Source organism: Methylobacterium brachythecii (assembly GCF_014196345.1).
Lineage (GTDB): Bacteria > Pseudomonadota > Alphaproteobacteria > Rhizobiales > Beijerinckiaceae > Methylobacterium > Methylobacterium brachythecii.
Window position 1 is genome coordinate 131,069 of sequence record NZ_JACIDN010000005.1, and the last position, 18,775, is coordinate 149,843.

Annotated in this window: 13 protein-coding genes and 1 pseudogene; 9 read left to right on the top strand and 5 right to left on the bottom strand. The window is 68.0% G+C overall.

Annotated elements, in window-relative coordinates; genetic code table 11:
• Positions 1–136 precede the first annotated feature (136 nt).
• On the bottom strand, positions 137–490 hold the full coding sequence (locus tag GGR33_RS14215) for a DUF6460 domain-containing protein (protein WP_183506302.1): 354 nt from the start codon (positions 488–490) through the stop codon (positions 137–139).
• A gap of 254 nt (positions 491–744) precedes the next feature.
• Here GGR33_RS14215 and GGR33_RS14220 point away from each other — a divergent pair, with 254 nt between their 5' ends.
• The 4 genes and pseudogenes from GGR33_RS14220 (at position 745) to pdeM (ending at position 8,096) form a co-directional block, all read left to right on the top strand.
• The gene (locus GGR33_RS14220) at positions 745–1,707 is read left to right on the top strand and encodes an alpha/beta hydrolase (protein WP_183506304.1); all 963 of its coding nucleotides are present in this window, start codon (positions 745–747) and stop codon (positions 1,705–1,707) included.
• Positions 1,708–2,235: 528 nt separating this feature from the next.
• Positions 2,236–4,618, top strand: a pseudogene (locus GGR33_RS14225) (bifunctional diguanylate cyclase/phosphodiesterase).
• A 134-nt stretch (positions 4,619–4,752) separates the two neighbouring features.
• On the top strand, positions 4,753–7,347 hold the full coding sequence (locus tag GGR33_RS14230; RefSeq protein WP_183506306.1) for a ligase-associated DNA damage response DEXH box helicase: 2,595 nt from the start codon (positions 4,753–4,755) through the stop codon (positions 7,345–7,347).
• 35 nt (positions 7,348–7,382) lie between these two features.
• On the top strand, positions 7,383–8,096 hold the full coding sequence (gene pdeM / locus GGR33_RS14235) for a ligase-associated DNA damage response endonuclease PdeM (protein ID WP_183506923.1): 714 nt from the start codon (positions 7,383–7,385) through the stop codon (positions 8,094–8,096).
• Here the strand turns inward: pdeM and GGR33_RS14240 are convergent.
• Positions 8,093–9,247, bottom strand: a complete 1,155-nt coding sequence (locus GGR33_RS14240) for an FAD-dependent oxidoreductase (protein ID WP_183506308.1) — start codon at positions 9,245–9,247, stop codon at positions 8,093–8,095. The genes pdeM and GGR33_RS14240 overlap by 4 nt on opposite strands.
• A 99-nt stretch (positions 9,248–9,346) precedes the next feature.
• Between GGR33_RS14240 and GGR33_RS14245 the strand changes: the two genes are divergently transcribed.
• Positions 9,347–9,901 carry a TetR/AcrR family transcriptional regulator gene (locus GGR33_RS14245; RefSeq protein WP_183506310.1) on the top strand — a complete coding sequence of 185 codons (555 nt, stop codon included), beginning with the start codon at positions 9,347–9,349 and terminating at the stop codon, positions 9,899–9,901.
• Between the two features lie 25 nt (positions 9,902–9,926).
• Here GGR33_RS14245 and GGR33_RS14250 read toward each other — a convergent pair whose 3' ends face one another.
• Positions 9,927–10,118, bottom strand: coding sequence for a hypothetical protein (locus GGR33_RS14250; RefSeq protein WP_183506312.1), 192 nt, complete (start codon positions 10,116–10,118; stop codon positions 9,927–9,929).
• A 332-nt stretch (positions 10,119–10,450) separates the two neighbouring features.
• Here GGR33_RS14250 and lanM point away from each other — a divergent pair, with 332 nt between their 5' ends.
• Entirely contained in the window at positions 10,451–10,867 is a 417-nt protein-coding gene (gene lanM, locus GGR33_RS14255; protein ID WP_183506314.1) for a lanmodulin LanM, read from the top strand.
• A gap of 16 nt (positions 10,868–10,883) precedes the next feature.
• On the opposite strand, the gene GGR33_RS14260 is transcribed toward lanM, so the two are convergent.
• Together GGR33_RS14260 and GGR33_RS14265 are read right to left on the bottom strand one after the other, a co-directional pair.
• Complete coding sequence (locus tag GGR33_RS14260; RefSeq protein WP_183506316.1) at positions 10,884–11,321, bottom strand: DUF3429 domain-containing protein; 438 nt, start codon at positions 11,319–11,321, stop codon at positions 10,884–10,886.
• A gap of 256 nt (positions 11,322–11,577) precedes the next feature.
• The gene (locus tag GGR33_RS14265) at positions 11,578–14,652 is read right to left on the bottom strand and encodes a tetratricopeptide repeat protein (RefSeq protein ID WP_183506319.1); all 3,075 of its coding nucleotides are present in this window, start codon (positions 14,650–14,652) and stop codon (positions 11,578–11,580) included.
• 269 nt (positions 14,653–14,921) lie between these two features.
• On the opposite strand from GGR33_RS14265, the gene GGR33_RS14270 reads away from it, so the two are divergent.
• From GGR33_RS14270 to GGR33_RS14280, 3 genes are all read left to right on the top strand, one after another.
• A complete protein-coding gene (locus GGR33_RS14270) occupies positions 14,922–16,712 on the top strand; it encodes an acyl-CoA dehydrogenase C-terminal domain-containing protein (protein WP_183506320.1) in 1,791 nt (596 codons plus the stop codon).
• Positions 16,713–16,872: 160 nt separating this feature from the next.
• A complete protein-coding gene (locus GGR33_RS14275; RefSeq protein ID WP_183506322.1) occupies positions 16,873–18,081 on the top strand; it encodes an acetyl-CoA C-acetyltransferase in 1,209 nt (402 codons plus the stop codon).
• Between the two features lie 108 nt (positions 18,082–18,189).
• Entirely contained in the window at positions 18,190–18,684 is a 495-nt protein-coding gene (locus GGR33_RS14280; protein WP_183506324.1) for a DUF2059 domain-containing protein, read from the top strand.
• Positions 18,685–18,775 lie beyond the last annotated feature (91 nt).

Sequence of the window (18,775 nt, forward strand, 5' to 3'; positions counted from 1 at the left end):
CCGCCGGACCCGAACGGCGCTCTCTAAACACCATTCCGCCGGACGTTGCAAGCCTCGCTTTGACGGCTTCGGATCATTCTTTCTCGGAGACGTGCGAGCATGCCGGACCGGTAAGATCCTGCCACTGGCAGTGGTTTTATTTCCTGATCGCCAGAAAGCGGGTGACCAGCCAGAGCGGCACCACCACGACGGCCCCCGCGAGAATCCAGCGGCCGAAATCGTGGAAGGTATCGAAGCCGAGCTCGATCAGCGCGCGGCAGGCATCATAAAGCCGCCAGAACAGCTGGCCCGGCGTGAGGCCGAGCATGGCCATCGCTGCGCCGACGAGCACGGAGAGGAATACCAGTTTGACGAACACCGCCACCGGCGAGCCGCCGAGGAACCGGCGCAGGCCCGAGGACCGACCATGCCCGTAGGCGCGGGGGTCGCCGACCTCGGGCAGGTCCCGATAGGGAGTGGCGCGACTGCGTCGATCCTGATCGCCGATCATGCCTCGTGTCCCGTCTGATGCCGTCTGCCGCCGGCGAGTGTTTCATTGTGAAGAGGTGATGGGTCGGCGCAGGTTTCACAACGACGACGGGCCGCGGCAAGCGTGGCCGGCATGACACAGCCCCACGAAACCGCCCGAGCTTGAAAGCGTTACGCCCTTTCACGAGAGCCCGCGAGATGCGACCCGGATCGTAGGGGTCGTATCAAGACGATCGACCAGCGCGGCCAACGCGCGATTCAACCCGGGGAGCATCCATGCTCGATCATGCCTTATTCGACCCGGCGACGATCGACCCCGAGACCAAGCGCCTCAACGAGGAAATCCGCAAGGACCAGGCGAGCCAGCCCGACCCGTGGTCGTTGCCCATCGCCGAGGCGAGGGCTTTGCGGGCCAAGGGCTCGATTGCCTTTCCCCGGCTCACGCGCAGCGCCCGCGCGGAAGCAATCACCGTCGATGGTCCGAGCGGCCCTATCGCGTTGCGGGTCATCCGGCCGAAGAGCAAGGCGGCGGAGAAGCCGCGGGGCGCCTACCTTCACATCCATGGCGGCGGCTGGGTGTTCGGCGGGGCCGACCAGCAGGACCCGTGGCTCGAGCGCATCGCCGACACCTGCGGCTTCGTCTGCCTTTCGGTGGAATACCGGCTGGCGCCCGAGCATCCTTATCCCGCCGCGCTCGAGGATTGCGAGGCGGCGGCCCTCTGGCTCGCCGGGCCGGGCAGGGCGAGCCTCAACGTCTCCTCGCTGACCATCGGCGGTGAGTCGGTCGGCGCACATCTCGCCGTCTCGACGCTGCTGCGTCTGCGCGACCATCACGATCAGCCCCGCGCCTTCCGCGGCGCCAACCTGAACTGTGGCTTTTTCGACCTCGGCCTGACGCCGAGTGTTCGCGCCTGGGGCGAGGAACGCCTCGTCAATAACACCCGCGACCTGAAGACCTTCGCCGACGGCTTCTGCGCTGGCGCGGTGGATCGCCGCCAGCCAGAGGTCTCGCCGCTCTACGCGAACCTGAAGGGACTGCCGCCGGCCCTTTTTTCGGTGGGCACGGCCGACGCCCTCCTCGACGACACGCTCTACATGTCCGCGCGCTGGGCAGCAGCCGGCAATGGCGGTCACACGGCGATCTATCCCGGCGGCTGCCATGTCTTCATCCGCTACCCCGGCGAGCTGACCGAGCGCGCGCAGGAGCTGAGCGAGCGATTTCTGATGGCCCTGGCCTAGGGATATCGTAGAGCGCATTCTCGAAACGCTACCGAGAGGCCATCAAGCCGCTGGCGTATTGCCCCGGCAGCGGCAACCAAGCCGCCCTACGCGCCGGAAGGGCAGACAGCGCCAAGCATCGCCTATGTCTTCCGCCGGTGAGGGACATCGGGATATCCATCGTCTCAAGTTGTGGTTATGGCAGAAGATCGACTCGTCGCGGCCATTGATCATATTGGCGCGCCGGTCAAGAATACCTCATAACCTACAAGGTTTATCTCAGTTCTTAACGGCCATTTCACAGAAAATATACTCCATTACACTGCTATTAAACTAGAAATCGGATGTATCTCGTCTCGATGATCGCCGCGCAAAATAAACTACGAGATTAACCTGTCGCGATTTCAAGTTGCAGCGGGATACGTTGGGCCAGTACACGCAGAGCGCGAGCTGACGCGTCGTGTCTCACATGAATTTTTAATACCGTTCGGATAAACAGCTTTTCAAATAGTGCCTCGATAGGGCTACGCGCTCAAGCCGGTCGGAACGATGCTGAAGGTGCTCGGGTGCTTCGCCACCGCCCATGATCTGCGACTGGTCGGCTTGGCCGCGGCCATATGTGCCTTGGCGGCATTCACGTCGATTCAACTTCTGCTACATGCCCGGCGCTCGGAGACGGCGCTCCGGGCCGCCTGGCTGCCGGTGGCCGCAATCGCGGGCGGCTCGGGGATCTGGGCGACGCATTTCATCGCCATGCTGGCATTCAGCACGGGCCTGCCGAGCGGCTATGCTCTCGGCCTGACGGCCGTGTCGCTCATCTGTGCCATCGTTCTGGTCGGCATCGGCTTCGCCATGGCGGCCTTCGGCGGCCGCATCGCAGCCTCGATCGGGGGCGCGGTCGTCGGCGGTGGGATCGCAGCGATGCATTACACCGGCATGGCGGCGTGGGAGGTCCCGGGCCACGTCATCTGGGACACGAGACTCGTCGTCGCCTCCATCGCCATCGGCGGGATCTTCGGCGCCGGTGCTCTCTGGGTGGCTCGCGAGGCCCGGACGTTCCCGCGTCAGCTGCTCGCCGCTCTGCTGCTGATCCTCGCCATCTGCGGGCACCATTTCACCGCGATGGGCGCAGTGACGATCAGCCCGGACCCGACCATCGTAATCTCGGCGAGTGCACTGCCCACGAGCTGGCTCGCGATCGCCGTCGCGTTGGCCGGGTTCGCCATCCTGCTGCTGGCGAGCGCGGCCCTCGGATTGGACCTGCGCGATCGCCGGCGTGCGGCACTGGAAGGGGAAAGGCTGCGCAGCCTCGCCAACGCCGCGGTCGAGGGTCTCGTGGTCTGCGCCGGGGATACGATCGTCAGCGGCAACGAAGCCTTCGCACGGTTGGTCGGCGTGGGGGTCGATGGTCTGCCGGGCGCGCTCCTGTCGCAGTTCCTGCCGAGCGGCACGACGCAGCTCGCCCTGAACGCTCCCGCCGACCATCCCGTCGAGACGAGCCTGCGCCGGGCGGATGGCGACGAGATTCCCGTCGAGCTGATCGTGCGGACGGTCCAATATGCCAGCCGCGCCCATCATGCGGTGGCCGTCCGCGATCTGAGCGCGCGCCGACGCGCCGAGCGGCAGATCCAGTTTCTCGCCCATCACGATGCCCTGACCGGCCTCGCCAATCGGGCGAGCTTCGGCAAGCGGCTCGAGCAGGAGATCAGGACGGCGACGGCGGAGGATCGCAAGCTCGCCGCGCTCTGCCTCGACCTCGACCGCTTCAAGGAGGTCAACGACCTGTTCGGGCACTCGGCCGGCGATGCCATGCTCGTCGAGGTCGCCCGGCTGGTGACCGGCGTGCTCGACGACACCCACATGATGGCCCGCCTCGGCGGCGACGAGTTCGCGGTTCTCGCGCCCTGCGACAGCGCATCCGCCGCCGGCCGGCTGGCCGAGCAAATCCTCGATGCAATGCGCGCCCGAAACGCCGACGCGACCGGTCCGCTGATCGCGTCGAGCATCGGCATCGCCATCTTTCCTGACGACTCGCCCGATCCGCATCTCCTGATGAGCCACGCCGACACGGCGTTGTATCGCGCCAAAGGCGAGGGACGCGGGACCTACCGCTTCTACGAGGCCAAGATGGGCGCGGAGGTGCGCGACCGGCGCGTGCTCGAACACGACCTGCGCCATGCGGCGGCGCGCGGCGAATTCGAGCTGGTCTATCAACCGCAGAGCCAGGTCGAGACCGGCGAGGTCGTCGGCTTCGAGGCCCTGCTGCGCTGGCACCATCCGCAGCGAGGCCACGTTTCGCCCTCCGTATTCATTCCGATCGCGGAGGAGTGCGGGCTCATCCTGCAGATCGGCGAATGGGTGCTGCGCGAGACCTGCCGCGAGGCGGCTTCGTGGCCGCGCCCCCTTGGCGATCGCGGTGAACGTCTCGGGCGTACAGATCCACAGCCCGCATTTCGTCCCGCTGGTCCACGAAGTCCTGTTCGAGACGGGTATCGCCCCCAGCCGGCTGGAGATCGAGATCACCGAGACGGCGCTGATCCGCGATCCCGCGCGTGCCCTGCTGACCCTGCGTCAGCTCAAGGCACTCGGCATCCGCATCGCCATGGACGATTTCGGCACCGGATACTCATCGCTGTCGAACCTGCGCTCGTTCCCCTTCGACAAGATCAAGATCGACGGCTCCTTCGTGCGCTCCGTGCACAGCAACGAGCAAACGGCGGCGATCGTCCGGTCGGTGCTGGGTCTGGGCCGGGGGCTCGGCATGCCCGTCCTCGCGGAAGGCGTCGAGACCGAGGAGGAGTTGCGCTTCCTGCAACGCGAATCCTGCAATGAGGCCCAGGGCTACCTGATGGGGCGGCCTGGTCCGATCTCGCAGTTCTCGCGGTTCACCGGATTGCCGGCAGAGCCCGAGGCCACCAAGGCGGTGGCCTGAGCCTGCGCTCGTTCCGCCTGCGGACGACACACCCGTCGCCGCAGGGGCTGCCGATCCGGCGCGAGGTCCTTAGATAGAGCGTCTGCCCGTTCCGCTGGGAATGAGGCCACCTCCGTCCAGTCCGTCACGGCCCCGTGCCTGCCTCGCCGCTCCCGCAACGCTTCACCGATTGGTTCGCTTCGCGGGGCTGGCAGCCGCGCGCGCATCAGCTCGCGCTCTTGGAGAACGCCCGAGCCGGCCGCTCGACACTGCTCGTGGCCCCGACCGGCGCCGGCAAGACGCTCGCCGGCTTCCTGCCCTCGCTCGTCGCCCTGAGCGGGATGAAGCGGAAGCCGACCGAGTACCGGCTGCACACGCTCTACGTCTCGCCACTCAAGGCACTCGCCGTCGACATCGCCCGCAACCTCGATGCGCCGATCGACGAGATGGGCCTGTCGATCCGCGTCGAGACCCGCACAGGCGATACGCCTTCGCACAAGCGCACCCGCCAGATCGCACGACCTCCGGACATCCTGCTGACGACGCCGGAACAGCTGTCGCTGCTGCTCGCCCATCGGGAGGCGGCGGAGCTGCTGGGCGGGCTCAAGCATATCGTGCTCGACGAGTTGCATGCGCTCGTCACCTCGAAACGCGGGGACCTGCTCTCGCTCGCCCTGGCGCGCCTTCGTCGGCTGAGCCCGGAGGCAAGCGCGATCGGGCTCTCGGCGACGGTGCGCCAGCCGGACGAGTTGCGGCGGTACCTAGTGGGGCAGAACCCTGCTCCCGTCATTGCGAGCGAAAGCGAAGCAATCCAGGGCCAACGCGCTGACGTCGTGGGTGCGGCCCTGGATTGCTTGGCTGCCGATCGCAATGACGGGGAGGCGCCCCCCATGGCCGATCTCGTCGTCGTCGAGGGCGGGGCCAAGGCGGATCTGCGCATGCTCGACATCGAGCGCACCCTGCCGCTCGCCGGGCACACGGCCTGGCACTCGATGCCGGCGATCTACGAGCTGATCCGCGAGCACCGCACCGTGCTGGTCTTCGTGAACACCCGCCTGCAGGCCGAGTACACGTTCCAGGAACTCTGGCGGCTCAACGACGATGTCCTGCCGATCGCGATCCATCACGGCTCGCTCGATGCCGCGCAGCGCCGCCGGGTCGAGGCGGCGATGGCGGTGGGCAGGCTGCGTGCGATCGTCTGCACCGCGACGCTCGACCTCGGCATCGACTGGGGCGACGTCGATCTCGTCGTGAATATCGGCGCGCCGAAGGGCGCGAGCCGGATCATGCAGCGGATCGGCCGCGCCAACCATCGGATGGACGAGCCCTCCAAGGCCTATCTGGTGCCGGGCAACCGCTTCGAGATGCTGGAATGCAGGGCGGCCCTCGACGCGGTCGAGGAGGCGGCCCAGGACACGCCGGATGCGCGCATCGGCGGCCTCGACGTGCTCGCACAACACGTCCTCGGCATGGCCTGCGCCGATGCCTTCGACGCCAACGAGCTGTACGAAGAAATCGTCTCCGCGGCGCCGTACCAGGACCTGACCTGGGAGATGTTCGAACAGGTCGTCGATTACGTCGCCACCGGCGGCTACGCGCTGCGCGCCTACGAGCGCTTCGCCAAGATCCTTCGCGGGACCGACGGGAAGTGGAGGGTGCGCGATGCGCGCACAGCCCAGCAATACCGCATGAATGTCGGCACCATCGTCGAGGCGGCACGGGTCAAGGTGCGGCTGACCCGGCATCTGCGCGGCAAGCCCGGCACGGTGATGCCGAAATCGGGCCGCGTGCTCGGCGAGATCGAAGAAGAATTCGGCGAGACGCTGACAGTGGGCGACACCTTCCTCTTCGCGGGCGAGGTGCTGCGCTTCGAGGGCCTGTTCGAGGACGATTGCCTCGTCACCCGCGCCAAGAACGTCGAAGATCCGGCGATCCCCTCCTATGCCGGGTCGAAATTTCCGCTCTCGACCTTCCTCGCCGCGCGGGTCCGGGCGATCATCGCCGACCCGTTCGAGTGGGACCGGCTGCCGCCGCAGCTCTCCAAGTATCTGCTGCAGCAGCGCAAACACTCGCTGCTGCCGGGCGAGCGCGACCTGCTCGTCGAGACGTTTCCGCGCGGCAACCGCTTCTACCTCACGGCCTTCCCGTTCGAAGGCCGGCTCGCGCACCAGACGCTGGGCATGCTGCTGACGCGCCGGTTGGAGCGCGCCCGGCTGCAGCCGCACGGCTTCGCCGCCAACGATTACGGCATCGCCATCTGGATGGGGCGCGATGTCAGCGAGCGCATCGCCATCGATTCGGACTTCGCTCAAGGCTTGTTCGACGAGGACATGCTCGGCGACGATCTCGAAGCGTGGCTCGACGAATCCGCCATGATGAAGCGGACCTTTCGCCAATGCGCGGTCATCTCCGGCCTGATCGAGCGGCGCTATCCTGGCCAGAAGAAGACCGGGCGGCAGGTCACGATCTCGACCGACTTGATCTACGACGTGCTGCGCAAGCACCAGCCGGATCACCTGCTCCTGCAGGCTGCACGGCAGGATGCGGCAACCGGACTCCTCGACGTGGCACGCCTCGGCATGATGCTAAGACGCATCAAGGGGCGAATCACCCACAAAGCACTGGACCGCGTCTCGCCTCTCTCCGTGTCCGTCATGCTCGAGATCGGGCGTGAGCGGGTCTACGGAGAGGGGGCCGACGAGATTCTGGCCGAAGCCGAAGCAGAGCTTCTCGAAGAGGCCCTGGCGTGAGCGATTCCTCCCATCGTTTCGATGAGGATGCGATCTTGGCGCTCGGCCTGAGACTGGAAAAGACCGCGAAGGCGGCGGGGCTGATGCTCGCCGGCGAGACCATGACCCTCGACCGCACCGGCGCGCTTTGGCTGGAGGCGCATCGCACATTGGTAGTGTCGGACCTTCACCTGGAGAAGGGCTCGTCTTTCGCGGAGCGCTCGGGCCAGTTTCTTCCGCCCTACGACACCCGCGAGACGCTGTCCTGCCTACACGAGGTGATCCAGCGGCTCGATCCGGCCTGCATCGTCGCGCTCGGCGATTCCTTCCATGATGCCCGCGGGCCGGAGCGGCTGGAGCCGGGCGACCGCGCCATGGTCGCTGCCCTTCAGGTCGGCCGGGACTGGATCTGGATCGCCGGAAACCATGATGCGACGGTGCGCGAGGGAATCGGCGGAAGCTATTGCGAGAACGTCACAATCGGCGGTCTGACGCTACGTCACGAACCCTCCGCCAAGGTCGAGGAGGGAGAGATCGCCGGCCATCTCCATCCGTGCGGCAAGGTGACGATGCGGGGGCGCAGCGTACGGCGGCGCTGCTTCGTGACCGACGAAAGCCGGCTCGTGATGCCGGCTTTCGGCGCCTTCACCGGCGGCCTGAACGTGCGTGCGGCGGCGTTCGATCCGCTTTTCCCGCGAGGCTTCACCGCCCACCTGCTGGGCGATGGCCGCGTCTTCGCCATCGGCCGCGCGATGCTCGGCAAGGATTAGACGTCGAGCTCGGCGATCTGCCGGGCGATGCCGTGGCGCATGGTCGAACTGGCGCCGACCGCCCTCAGGACGAGGCTGCGCAAGCCCCGGCCCATCGGGCCTTTCAGCGCTGCGAGGCGCGTCATCCGATCGGTCATCGCGACGACGCCCTCGGCGACAGGGCGGCGCTCACGCTCATAGGCGTCGAGGGTCTCGGGGCGGCCGTCCTGGATCGCTTCCGCGAGAAGTTCGGCAAGGCGCACGGCGTCCTGGATGCCGGTGTTCATGCCCTGGCCGCCGGCCGGGCTGTGGACATGGGCAGCATCCCCCACGAGCAGGAACGGCCCTTCCCGGTAGCGCTCGGCGACGCCGTGATGAATGCGGAAGCGCGAGGACCAGACCAGTCGCTCGAGCCGCACGCCGGACGGTCCACGGGCGGTCGCGATGGCCGAAAGATCGTCGAGAGACGCGTGTTCGGGCGCCTGATCGCAGGTGGCCACGATCCGCAGATGTCCCGGCGAGAACGGCACCACCACCATTAGACCCTCCGGATGGAGGTAGAGCTGGATCACGTCCGGCGGCAGCGGCCAGTGGCCCTCGACGTCACCGAGGATGAAGGATTCCGGATAAGTCCCGTGCTGGAAAGGGATTTCGGCCGCCTCGCGAACCGCGCTGTGAAAGCCGTCCGCGCCGATCACGAAGCGCGCCGCGACCTGCTGAACCGTGCCGTCCTCCTGCCGAACGGAGACCGTTGCGCCCTCGTCGCCGCGGGCGATGCCGATGACCTCGTGGCTCCAGTTCACCGCGCCGCCGAGTTCGGACAGCCGCTCCCGCAGGATCGCCTCGGTGCGGTCCTGAGGGATGATTAACCCGTAGGGATAGGCCGTCTTCAGCGCCGAGAGGTCGATGGTCAGACGGCGCGTCTCGCCTTCGCAGACGGCGAAGGTCGGGATCGGATTGCCCTGCGCCACCAAGCGCTGGCTGATCCCGAGATTCTCCAGCCGCTCCAGGGTCCGGGCATGAACCACGGCTGCGCGGGAGGTGTTCTGCCCCTCGGCCAGCCGATCGCAGAGCAGGTGGGGCACACCTTGCTGCTGCAATCCCACCGCCAGGGCGAGGCCGGCGGGGCCGGCTCCACAGATGAACACTTCGGTCCGGTCGGGCAGGGGCATGATGCACCTCCATCCAGGTCAGGTCAGTCAACGGTTGTTGACTATGGTAGGTGCCGGCCATCGCTTGTCAACAAGCGTTGACCACTGCTAAGCCGAGATATGAGCACCCGCCCGGCAGGCGCGCGCGAGCGGCTTCTCGCGTCGGCAAAGACCCTGTTCGCGGAACAGGGCTACGAGCGTACGACGGTTCGCGCGGTGGCTCAGGCCGCGGCCGCAGACCCAGCTCTCGTGATCCGCTATTTCGGCAGCAAGGACGGCCTGTTCGCGCAAGCCGTCGAGGTCGATCTGCGCTTCCCCGATCTCGCGACATTGCCGAAGGAGGAACGCGGCAGCCGGCTCGCCCGGCACGTGATCGCGCTCTGGGACGGCCCCGACGGCGCGACCCTGCTGCCGATGCTGCGGGCCTGCGCCACCCACGAAACCGCTGCCGAGACGGCACGCGGTATTTTCGCAGGCCAGGTCCTGGCGATGGTTCAAGCGCTCGGGCTATCCGATCCCGAGCGCCGAGCCGGCCTCATCGCTTCGCAGGTGCTCGGCCTGGTGTTCTGCCGCTACATCCTGGGCCTGCCACCCGTCGTGGCGATGGATGCGGATACGGTGGCGGCCGGTCTCGGGCCGACGCTCCAGCGCTACCTGCACGGCGCGATCGCGTGACGATCAGGCTGAAGGCAGGCAGCCGTCAGATCCGGTGCACCTGAAGCGGCTTCAGGCCGATGGCGCGCGCGAGGGACCGCGACAGCGACCCCGAGAGCGAAAGTTGCCTCGCCTCCATCCCGAGCGCAGCCGCGACGGCCCGCACGGCATCGTCGGGATGCCGCGTCAGGATCGTGTAGACTGCGCCATGCGAATGACAGTCGCCGGGCGAGGTCACGAGAAAAGCTTTTCGCGAATCAGAGCGTGCCATCTTGTGAGGATTGCACGAGATTTATGAGCGATCTGCGGCCGCCCTCTCATAGCCCTCTCATGACTGTCTATCTGTAGTAAACACGGCACAGTTTTCGCGACACCGCGTCCGCCGCACGCCTGAAAGGGGAGCTCGGCACATCACTGCCGGCTCGGAAGACGGTCCCGGCGCCATTTCGGGAGCCGTATCTTCGAGCCGATCACATCGGCGCGATCACCACTCGCCGACGGAGCGCGCGGGAAATACCTCATTGCCCAGTTCGGACCCGCACCGAGCCACCCATTCATCGGAGACCATCCATGCGCCCAGTCACCGCTTCGGCTCTTCTTCTGGCCCTCGTCGGCTTTACGGCACCGCTCGCATCGTCCAGCGCCATCGCGCGCGCATCCGGCGCCGACAAGACGCTGAAGGCGGTCGACACGGACAATGACGGCACGATCGACCTGAAGGAAGCGACTGCTGCGGGCGAGGCGACCTTCACCAAGCTCGACAAGGACAATGACGGCTCGGTCGATACCAAGGAGTTGCAGGGTCGGCTGAGCAAGAAGGACCTCAAGGCCGCCGATCCCGACAACGACGGTCATCTCGACAAGAAGGAATACTCTGCCCTGGTGGAGCAGCGCTTCAAGGCGGCCGATCCGGATGGCGACGGAACACTTGATGCGAAGGAGCTGAAGACTCCTGCCGGCAAGGCTCTCTCGGCCCTGCTGAAATAGCCAGCCGGCTAGACCCCTACGCTGCGACGAGCAGGGACACCCCCGCGACACCCGAGAGGACGAGGCGCAAACGCCCCATCCAGACCGGGGTCATGCCGCGGCGGGTGAGATCCTGGTCGATCACGCCCCAGAGCAGCACGAGGCAGCCGAGCACCCGCAGGTCCCAGGGCGCAGGCGCGGCGAGCGCCGCCCAGGCGAGTAGGGAGGGGACGACGGCGATGAGATAGTCGGCGTTGCCGGCATCGCGGGCCGCGGCGGCGCCCCAGCGGATCCCGCCGAGAAAGGACGCGATCACCGCACCGTAGGCTGAGAGGATCGTGCGGGGGGACAACCCGACCGGACCGAGGCCCGCGTCCGAGCCGCTGACGGAGAGAGCCGCGAAGCCGAGAAAGGGAATCAGCCCGGCGACACCGAGAAAGACGGCGCCCATCGGCACCGTCGTCAGCCGCGGCATGGGCACTCCCAGTCCGGCGAGAGACGATGTCGCCTGTATGAACGTTCTTGCGCGTTCATCGCCCCATGCTCCCGAGCACCAGAGCTGGGCCCCCGAAGGTTGGCCCGGACGCCGGTTGCGGGATTCACACGCGCAGAAACGGGCGTTGACGGCAACCGGGACGCTTTGGCACACCGGGTCGAACGCACGCACTATTTCGCGAGTCGGAGCGGGCGCGAAGACGCCGCTCTCGCGAGCGGCGGCCCAAGAGGTCCGATCAGACGCCGGCGCGCGGCCCGGAGCGGGCGAAGCTGCCGGTCGGCGAGCCGGGCGGAGGCGCGCCGAGCAGCGACATCGCCGCAGGCGCCGCGGCCTTGGCCGGCGGCAGGTCGTTGGCGGAGGGGTCGGCAACCTTCGGCTTGTAGGCCGAGGCGACGGCCTTGGCCGCGGCGAGGTCCTTAGGCGCGAGCTTGGCCGCGACGTCGTCCCGCTTCTTGCCAGCCTCCTCGTCGCCCTGCACGGCGGCGGCGGAGAACCAGGCGTAGGACTGGATGAGGTCCTGGCCGACACCGAGGCCGCGGGCATAGAGCACGGCGAGGTTGTACTGGCTGTCGCGCACGCCGTACTCGGCCGCGCGGCGGAACCAGGTCGAGGCGGTGGCGAAGTCCGGCTTACCGCTGGCGCTCGGATTCTCGGCGTGCAGCACGGCGAGGTTGTGCATCGCGCGGATGTTGCCGCGGTCGGCTGCGCGGCCGTACCAGGTCTTGGCTTGGCCGAGATCGCGGATCACGCCGGAGCCCTTCTCGAAGAAGCTGCCGAGCTTGAACTGCGCCGGGGCGTAGCCCGCGTCGGCGAGCTTCTCGTAGAGCTTGGCGGCGACGGCGAGATCGCGCGGCATACCGCGACCATCGGCCTCGCGAGCGGCGAGCTCGTAGATGGCGGCGCCGTCGCCGTCGAGGGCCGATTGCTTGAGGGTGGCGAGGCCGGCAGGAACCGAGGACAGCTCGCGGCCGAGCGAAGCCATCGTGGCGACCTTCGGGATCGCTGCCTGGGCGGGAGCGCTCTCCTCTATCCGTGAGGGCGCGGCGGCCTTCGGGACGGAAGGGCTGGCATCGGCGATGGACTGCGTAGTCTGCGGTCCAGCGGAGGGGGCCACGGCAGGTGCGGACGCAGCCGGATCGACGGCGGCTTCGGCGGCCGGGGGCTCGACGGGAACCGGCTTTGCGGCGGCCACCGGCTTGACCGGCTCGGCCTGACCTGCCGGGCTGCCCATCTGGTAGGCCTGGAGCGCGCCGAGGACGAGCACCACGGCGGCGAGGCCGAGGATCAGGGGACGGCGGCGCTTCTCGAAACTGCCGAGCAAGCGCCCGACGACGCCGGCCGCAGGCGGAGCGGAGGAGCTGACGCGCGCAGCGGAGGCTTCGCGGCGCTCGGGGGCGGACGGCGCCTCGGCGGCGATGTCGGCCTGGGCGGCCTGGGCGGCGCGGCGCGCGGCGGCGATGAAGCTGGACTTGATGTCGCCGGCCGGAGCGGCCGAAGCCTCGGGCACGGCGCTGCGGGCCGGGCTCGGACGGCCGGCGCCGGGCTCGAGCAGCTCGTCGCCGAGGCTCGCCGGCTCCAGGGCCGGCTGCGCACGGCGAGCCGTGCGGCTGCGCGGGGCTGAGACGGGGATGGTCTCGATCTTCGGTGCGCCGAGCGTGGTCGAGGCGCGAAGCTGCTGCCCGAGCGAAACGCTCTCATCCTGGACCGGCGGCCGGATCACGGGGCCGGAGTCGGACATGCCGAGCCGGTCGACGAGCCGCGTCAGCACCGAGTTCAGGCCGTCCATCGTCGCCTGCATGCGCTGGTCGGCGGAAATCTGGCGGGCACGGAGCTCGTCGAGGTCGGCGCGGAAGGCATCGAACTTGGCCGGAGCCGGGCTCAGGCCGCCCTGGCCGACCGCTTCGGAGAGCGCCCGGCGCGTGGCACGCTCGACGGCGGCCTCGACGTGGGTGTCGTCGCGCAAGGCGGAGATCTGGGTCAGCAACTCACCCATCGTCCGCTCGAGGCCGGCCACGGCCGGATCGACGGCGCGGGTGTCCAGGCGCTCGGCCAGGCTGACGACATGACTTTCGAGCGCATCGAGATTGCCACCGCCAGAACCGACACGGTCGACCTTCTCGGCGATGCCGCGCAGAAGCGCATGCATCGAGGCGAGCTCCGCCGGGGGGGCGGCCGGGCGGTGCAAGGTCTCGCCGATGGTCTCGAGGCGCCCGATGAGGTCGCGGACCGGGTTGACGTCGACGCGGCTCTGCAGGTCGGCAATCTGCCCGCTCAAGGCCTGCAGGCCCTGGGCGAGGCTCTGAATGCGCTCGGGGCCGGCGAGGCCCGCGATCATCTGGCGGATCTCGTCGAGTTCGCGATGGACCCCGTCGAGCGCGCTCTGATCGGCGTGGCTCGATGCCGCCCCGTCGGCGCGGCGCGCCAAGCGCTCGACCTCGCCCGCGAGGCGGGCTTGGACGTTGTCCGCGAATTCTTCCGCGAGCGTCTCGGCCTGGCGGCGCATCGCCTCGATCGGAGCGGCGAACTCCGCCGGATCGCGCGAGCGGTGCACGTCCTCGGAGAGCGAGCGCATCGCCTTTTCGAGGGCTCCCACATCGCGGCCGGTGGCGAGGGTGCCGAGCGACTCGCGAAGGCGCGCAGTCTCGGCCTGCAACTCGGTGATGGCCGGGGAGGGGGGGGCGGCCTCGGCGAAGGGCTGCGCGGTCGAGCCGTCCGCGTCGAGCTCGCGCTGGCGGCGGCGGACTTCGTCCACGGCGTCACGCATCTCGGCGGAGATCGGGCGACCGCGGCGACCGAGCGGGCGCGGGCCGCCGATCTGGGCCGTCATCTCGCCCATCCGGCGCTCGATCTCGGCGAGGCGCTCGGCGACGTGGTCGACGTTGGCTGTGGCCGGAGCCTCCGCATTCGCGGTGCTGCGGTCTTCCTTGAGTGTGCGGTCGAGGGCGTCGAGGCGGCGCATCATCTCGGTGATCGAGGCAGTTGCGGGCTCTGCCGCCGTTACGGCGGGGGCCCGCGCGGGAGCAGGAGCCTTCACCGCCTTCGGCTTCGGCGGCGTCACGGCCGCCGGTGCAGGCGTGGGAGCCGGTTCGGGAGCCGGCCGTTCGGCCTGAGGCTCGGGCACGGCGGCCTCGCGGGCGGCAGCACGGTTACGCTGCCGGGCCGCTGCGGGCTTTGCCTCGGATTTCTCGGGCGCGACCACCGATGCGATCCAGGTTTCCAGCGGAACGCCGGCGCGCTGGGCGACTTCGCGCGCAGCCTCGATCACGTCGGGATCGAAACCTTCGAGGCTGAGCGTCGCGGTACGTCTCATCGTCGGACCCAGGGTCGGAAGCATCGTTCGGTGGGACTTCACCCGCTGGCGCCAACGCGCAGGACGGGCAAAGACCTGAACGGTCCGGCAGACCTTTAACAATCTTGGTAAACCTCCGGTTAATTCCGGCCACGTTGCCACTGGCCAGCCGACCGAATTCGGGTTTCTCGGCACGCCGGGACCGGAAGGGTCTTTTCGAACCGGGCGCGATAGTTTACATATGAACTATCGAAGCGCGTCGCCAATCCGCGCACGGGGAGAAACAGGACATGCCGAGCTACCGGGCACCGGTCGAGGACGTGACGTTCCTCTTGAACGACGTCCTCGGCATCCGCCGTTACGACAACCTGCCGGGTTTCTCGGACGCCTCCGACGACGTGATCGAGGCCCTCCTGAACGAGGGCGGGAAGCTCGCCGGCAACGTGTTCGCACCGGCGAACCTCGCCGGAGACAAGGAAGGCTGCACCCGCAACGACGACGGCAGCGTGACGACGCCGGCAGCCTTCAAGAAGGCCTATGCCGCGCATATCGAGGGCGGATGGAACGGCCTCTCGGTGCCGGAGGAATACGGTGGCCAGGGCCTGCCGCACGTCCTGAACACCGCGATCTCAGAATTCGCCAGCGGCGCCAACCTCGCGCTCGCCATGTACCCCGGCCTGACCCAGGGCGCGATCGCGGCTTTGCTCGTCCATGGCAGCGAGGAGCAGAAGCAGGCCTACATCCCGAAGATGGTCGAGGGCTCCTGGACCGGGACCATGAACCTCACCGAGCCGCATTGCGGCACGGATCTCGGGCTCCTGAAGACCAAGGCCGTGGCGAACGGCGATGGCTCCTACAGCCTTTCCGGGACCAAGATCTTCATTTCGGCCGGCGAGCACGATCTTTCGGAAAACATCATTCACCTCGTCATCGCCCGCATCGAAGGCGCGCCGGCCGGCACCAAGGGCATCTCGCTCTTCGTGGTGCCGAAGTTCCTCGTGAACGAGGACGGCTCGGTGGGCGCGCGCAACGGCGTCTCCTGCGGCTCCATCGAGCACAAGATGGGCATCCACGGGAATTCCACCTGCGTGATGTACTACGACGGCGCCAAGGGCTGGCTCGTCGGCGCCGAGAACAAGGGTCTCGCGGCGATGTTCGTGATGATGAACGAGGCTCGCCTCGCCGTCGGCGTGCAGGGGCTCGGCCAGTCCGAGGTCGCCTACCAGAACGCCGTCGCCTACGCGAAGGACCGGCTCCAGGGCCGCGCGCTGACGGGCACCAAGGAGCCCGGCAAGGTGGCCGATCCGATCATCGTGCATGCCGATGTCCGTCGTACGCTGATGGGCATCCGCGCCTTCAACGAGGCGGCCCGCGCGCTCGCCCTCTGGACGGCCCTGCAATCCGATATCGCCCACCGCTCGCAGGACGCGAAGGAGCGCCAGGCCGCAGACGACCTGCTCGGCCTGCTCACTCCGGTCGTGAAGGGCGTGCTCACCGACAAGGGCTTCGCCAATGCGGTCGAGGCCCAGCAGATGTTCGGCGGCCACGGCTACATCGAGGAATGGGGCATGTCGCAGTTCGTGCGCGATGCCCGCATCGCCATGATCTACGAGGGCGCCAACGGCGTTCAGGCCATGGACCTGATCGGCCGCAAGCTGCCCAAGGACGGCGGCCGCGCCATGATGGGCTTCCTCGGCGAGGTCCAAACCTTCGTGAAGGACCACGGCGAGGACGAGCAGCTCAAGGCCTTGACCGGACCGCTCCAGGCCGCGCTCGACGACCTCCAGGGCGCCACGATGTGGCTGATGCAGAACGCCATGGCCAAGCCCGACAATGCCGGTGCCGGCGCCACCGACTACATGCACCTCCTCGGCCTCGTCGCCCTGGGCTACATGTGGGGCCGGATCGCCAAGGCGGCGATCGCGGCGAAGGCTGAGGGCGGCGACGCCGAGCGGATGGATGCCAAGCTCGTCACGGGCCGGTTCTTCGCGGAGCGGATGCTGCCGGAGACGGCGCTCAGGCTGGCCCGGATCAAGGCCGGATCGGACACGACGATGGCCTTGGCGGCCGAGGCGTTCTAAGCGAACGCAACGCGCTCTCCTCTCCCTTGCGGGGAGGAGTTGGAAGTGGGGTCGTGCAAAATCGATCGTAACGGTGCCGTCTGCACCACCCCCACCCCTAACCCCTCCCCGCAAGGGGGAGGGGATCGGCGTCCAGGATCGAGGAACCGAGGAAGCGGATATGCCCGAGGCCTACATCTACGATCACGTGCGCACCCCGCGCGGACGCGGCAAGCCCGACGGCGCGCTGCACGAGGTCACGGCGCTCCGCCTCGCCGAGACGGCCCTGCGCGCGATCAAGGACCGCAACAACCTCGACACGCGCCGGGTCGACGACGTGGTGCTCGGCTGCGTCGATCCGGTCGGCGAGGCCGGCGGCGACATCGCCCGCGCCGCGGCGCTGGTGGCCGATTACGGCACGCACGTGCCCGGCGTTCAGATCAACCGCTTCTGCGCCTCGGGCCTCGACGCGATCAACTTCGCAGCCGCGCAGGTTATGGCCGGCCAGCACGACATGACGGTGGGCGGCGGCGTCGAATCGATGAGCCGCGTCGGCCTCGGCGCCTCGGGCGGCGCATGGCCGGTCGATCCGGCCATCGCGGTAAAATCCTACTTTATGCCGCAGGGCGTTTCGGCCGATCTGATCGCCACGAAATACGGCTTCACGCGCGATGATTGCGACGCCTACGCCGTGCAGTCGCAGCAGCGATCAGGCCAGTCCTGGGCCGCCGGGAAGTTCGACGGCTCGGTGGTGCCGGTGAAGGACATCAACGGCATCACGCTGCTCGCCAAGGACGAGCACATGCGGCCCTCAACCGACATGCAGTCGCTCGGCCAGCTCAAGGCCTCGTTTGTGCAGATGGGCCAGATGGGTGGCTTCGACGCCGTGGCCATCGATGCCCATCCCGAGGTAGAGGCCGTCGATCACGTCCATCATGCCGGCAACTCGTCGGGCATCGTCGATGGCGCCGCCGCCGTGCTGATCGGCTCCAAAGAGGCGGGCAGCGCCGCCGGCCTGCGGCCGCGCGCGAGAATCCGGGCCTTCGCCAATATCGGTTCCGACCCGGCCCTGATGCTGACCGGCCCAGTGGACGTCACCAAGAAGGTGTTGGCGCGGGCCGGGATGAGCCTCGACGACATCGATCTGTTCGAGATTAACGAGGCCTTCGCCTCGGTGGTGCTGCGCTTCCAGCAGGCCTTCGACCTCGACCCCTCCCGCGTGAACGTCAACGGCGGCGCCATAGCCATGGGCCACCCGCTCGGCGCAACCGGCGCGATGATCCTCGGCACCGTGCTCGACGAGTTGGAGCGGACGGGCAAGGAACGCGCGCTGGTCACGCTCTGCATCGGTGCCGGCATGGGCACCGCGACCATCATCGAGCGGGTCTGAACGGCCCATTTCACCAGACAGTGGCCGCCCGCCGGCAAAGGCTGGTAAAGGCGGCCACCCGGCGCCCCGCATCAGCGGAGCGGCCGTCAGAATGGGAGAAACGCCAAGATGATGAGACTTCTCGCAACCGTCGGCCTCGCGCTCGCGCTCGGCATGCCGCTCGCCGCCCGCGCCGACGAAATGGCCGATAAGGTCGCCGTGGCGAAGGCGCTCGTCGACAAGACGATTCTGAAGACCCTCGATACGGGTTTCGCCGGCGCCCTGGAGAAAACCGTCGCCCAGATGCCCGAGGAAAAGGCTGAGAAGGTCCGCAAGGACGCTCGCGCCGAGTTCGACACGCAGCGTCAGACTCTGCTCGACGGCATCTCTAAGCAGTACGCTGAGAAGTTCAGCCTCACCGAACTCAAGCACCTGCAGGGCATCTACGAAGATCCGATCTACCAGAAGTATCAGGCGATGAACGCCGACCCGAAGTCGGAGATCAACGTGATCTCGCAGGCCGCCGTGACGAAGCTCCTGAACATGCTCACCCTGGCTGCCGCCGGCGACCAGAAGCCCGGCGTGCCGAACTACGACAAGCCGATGCAGATGCCGGCCAAGTAGACAGGCCGCACACGACGCTCGCGGGCGCTGCAGGGAGCAGCGCCCGCCGCAAGACCGCGCCGGCGCCAGCCGCCGCCCATCCCCGAGGATC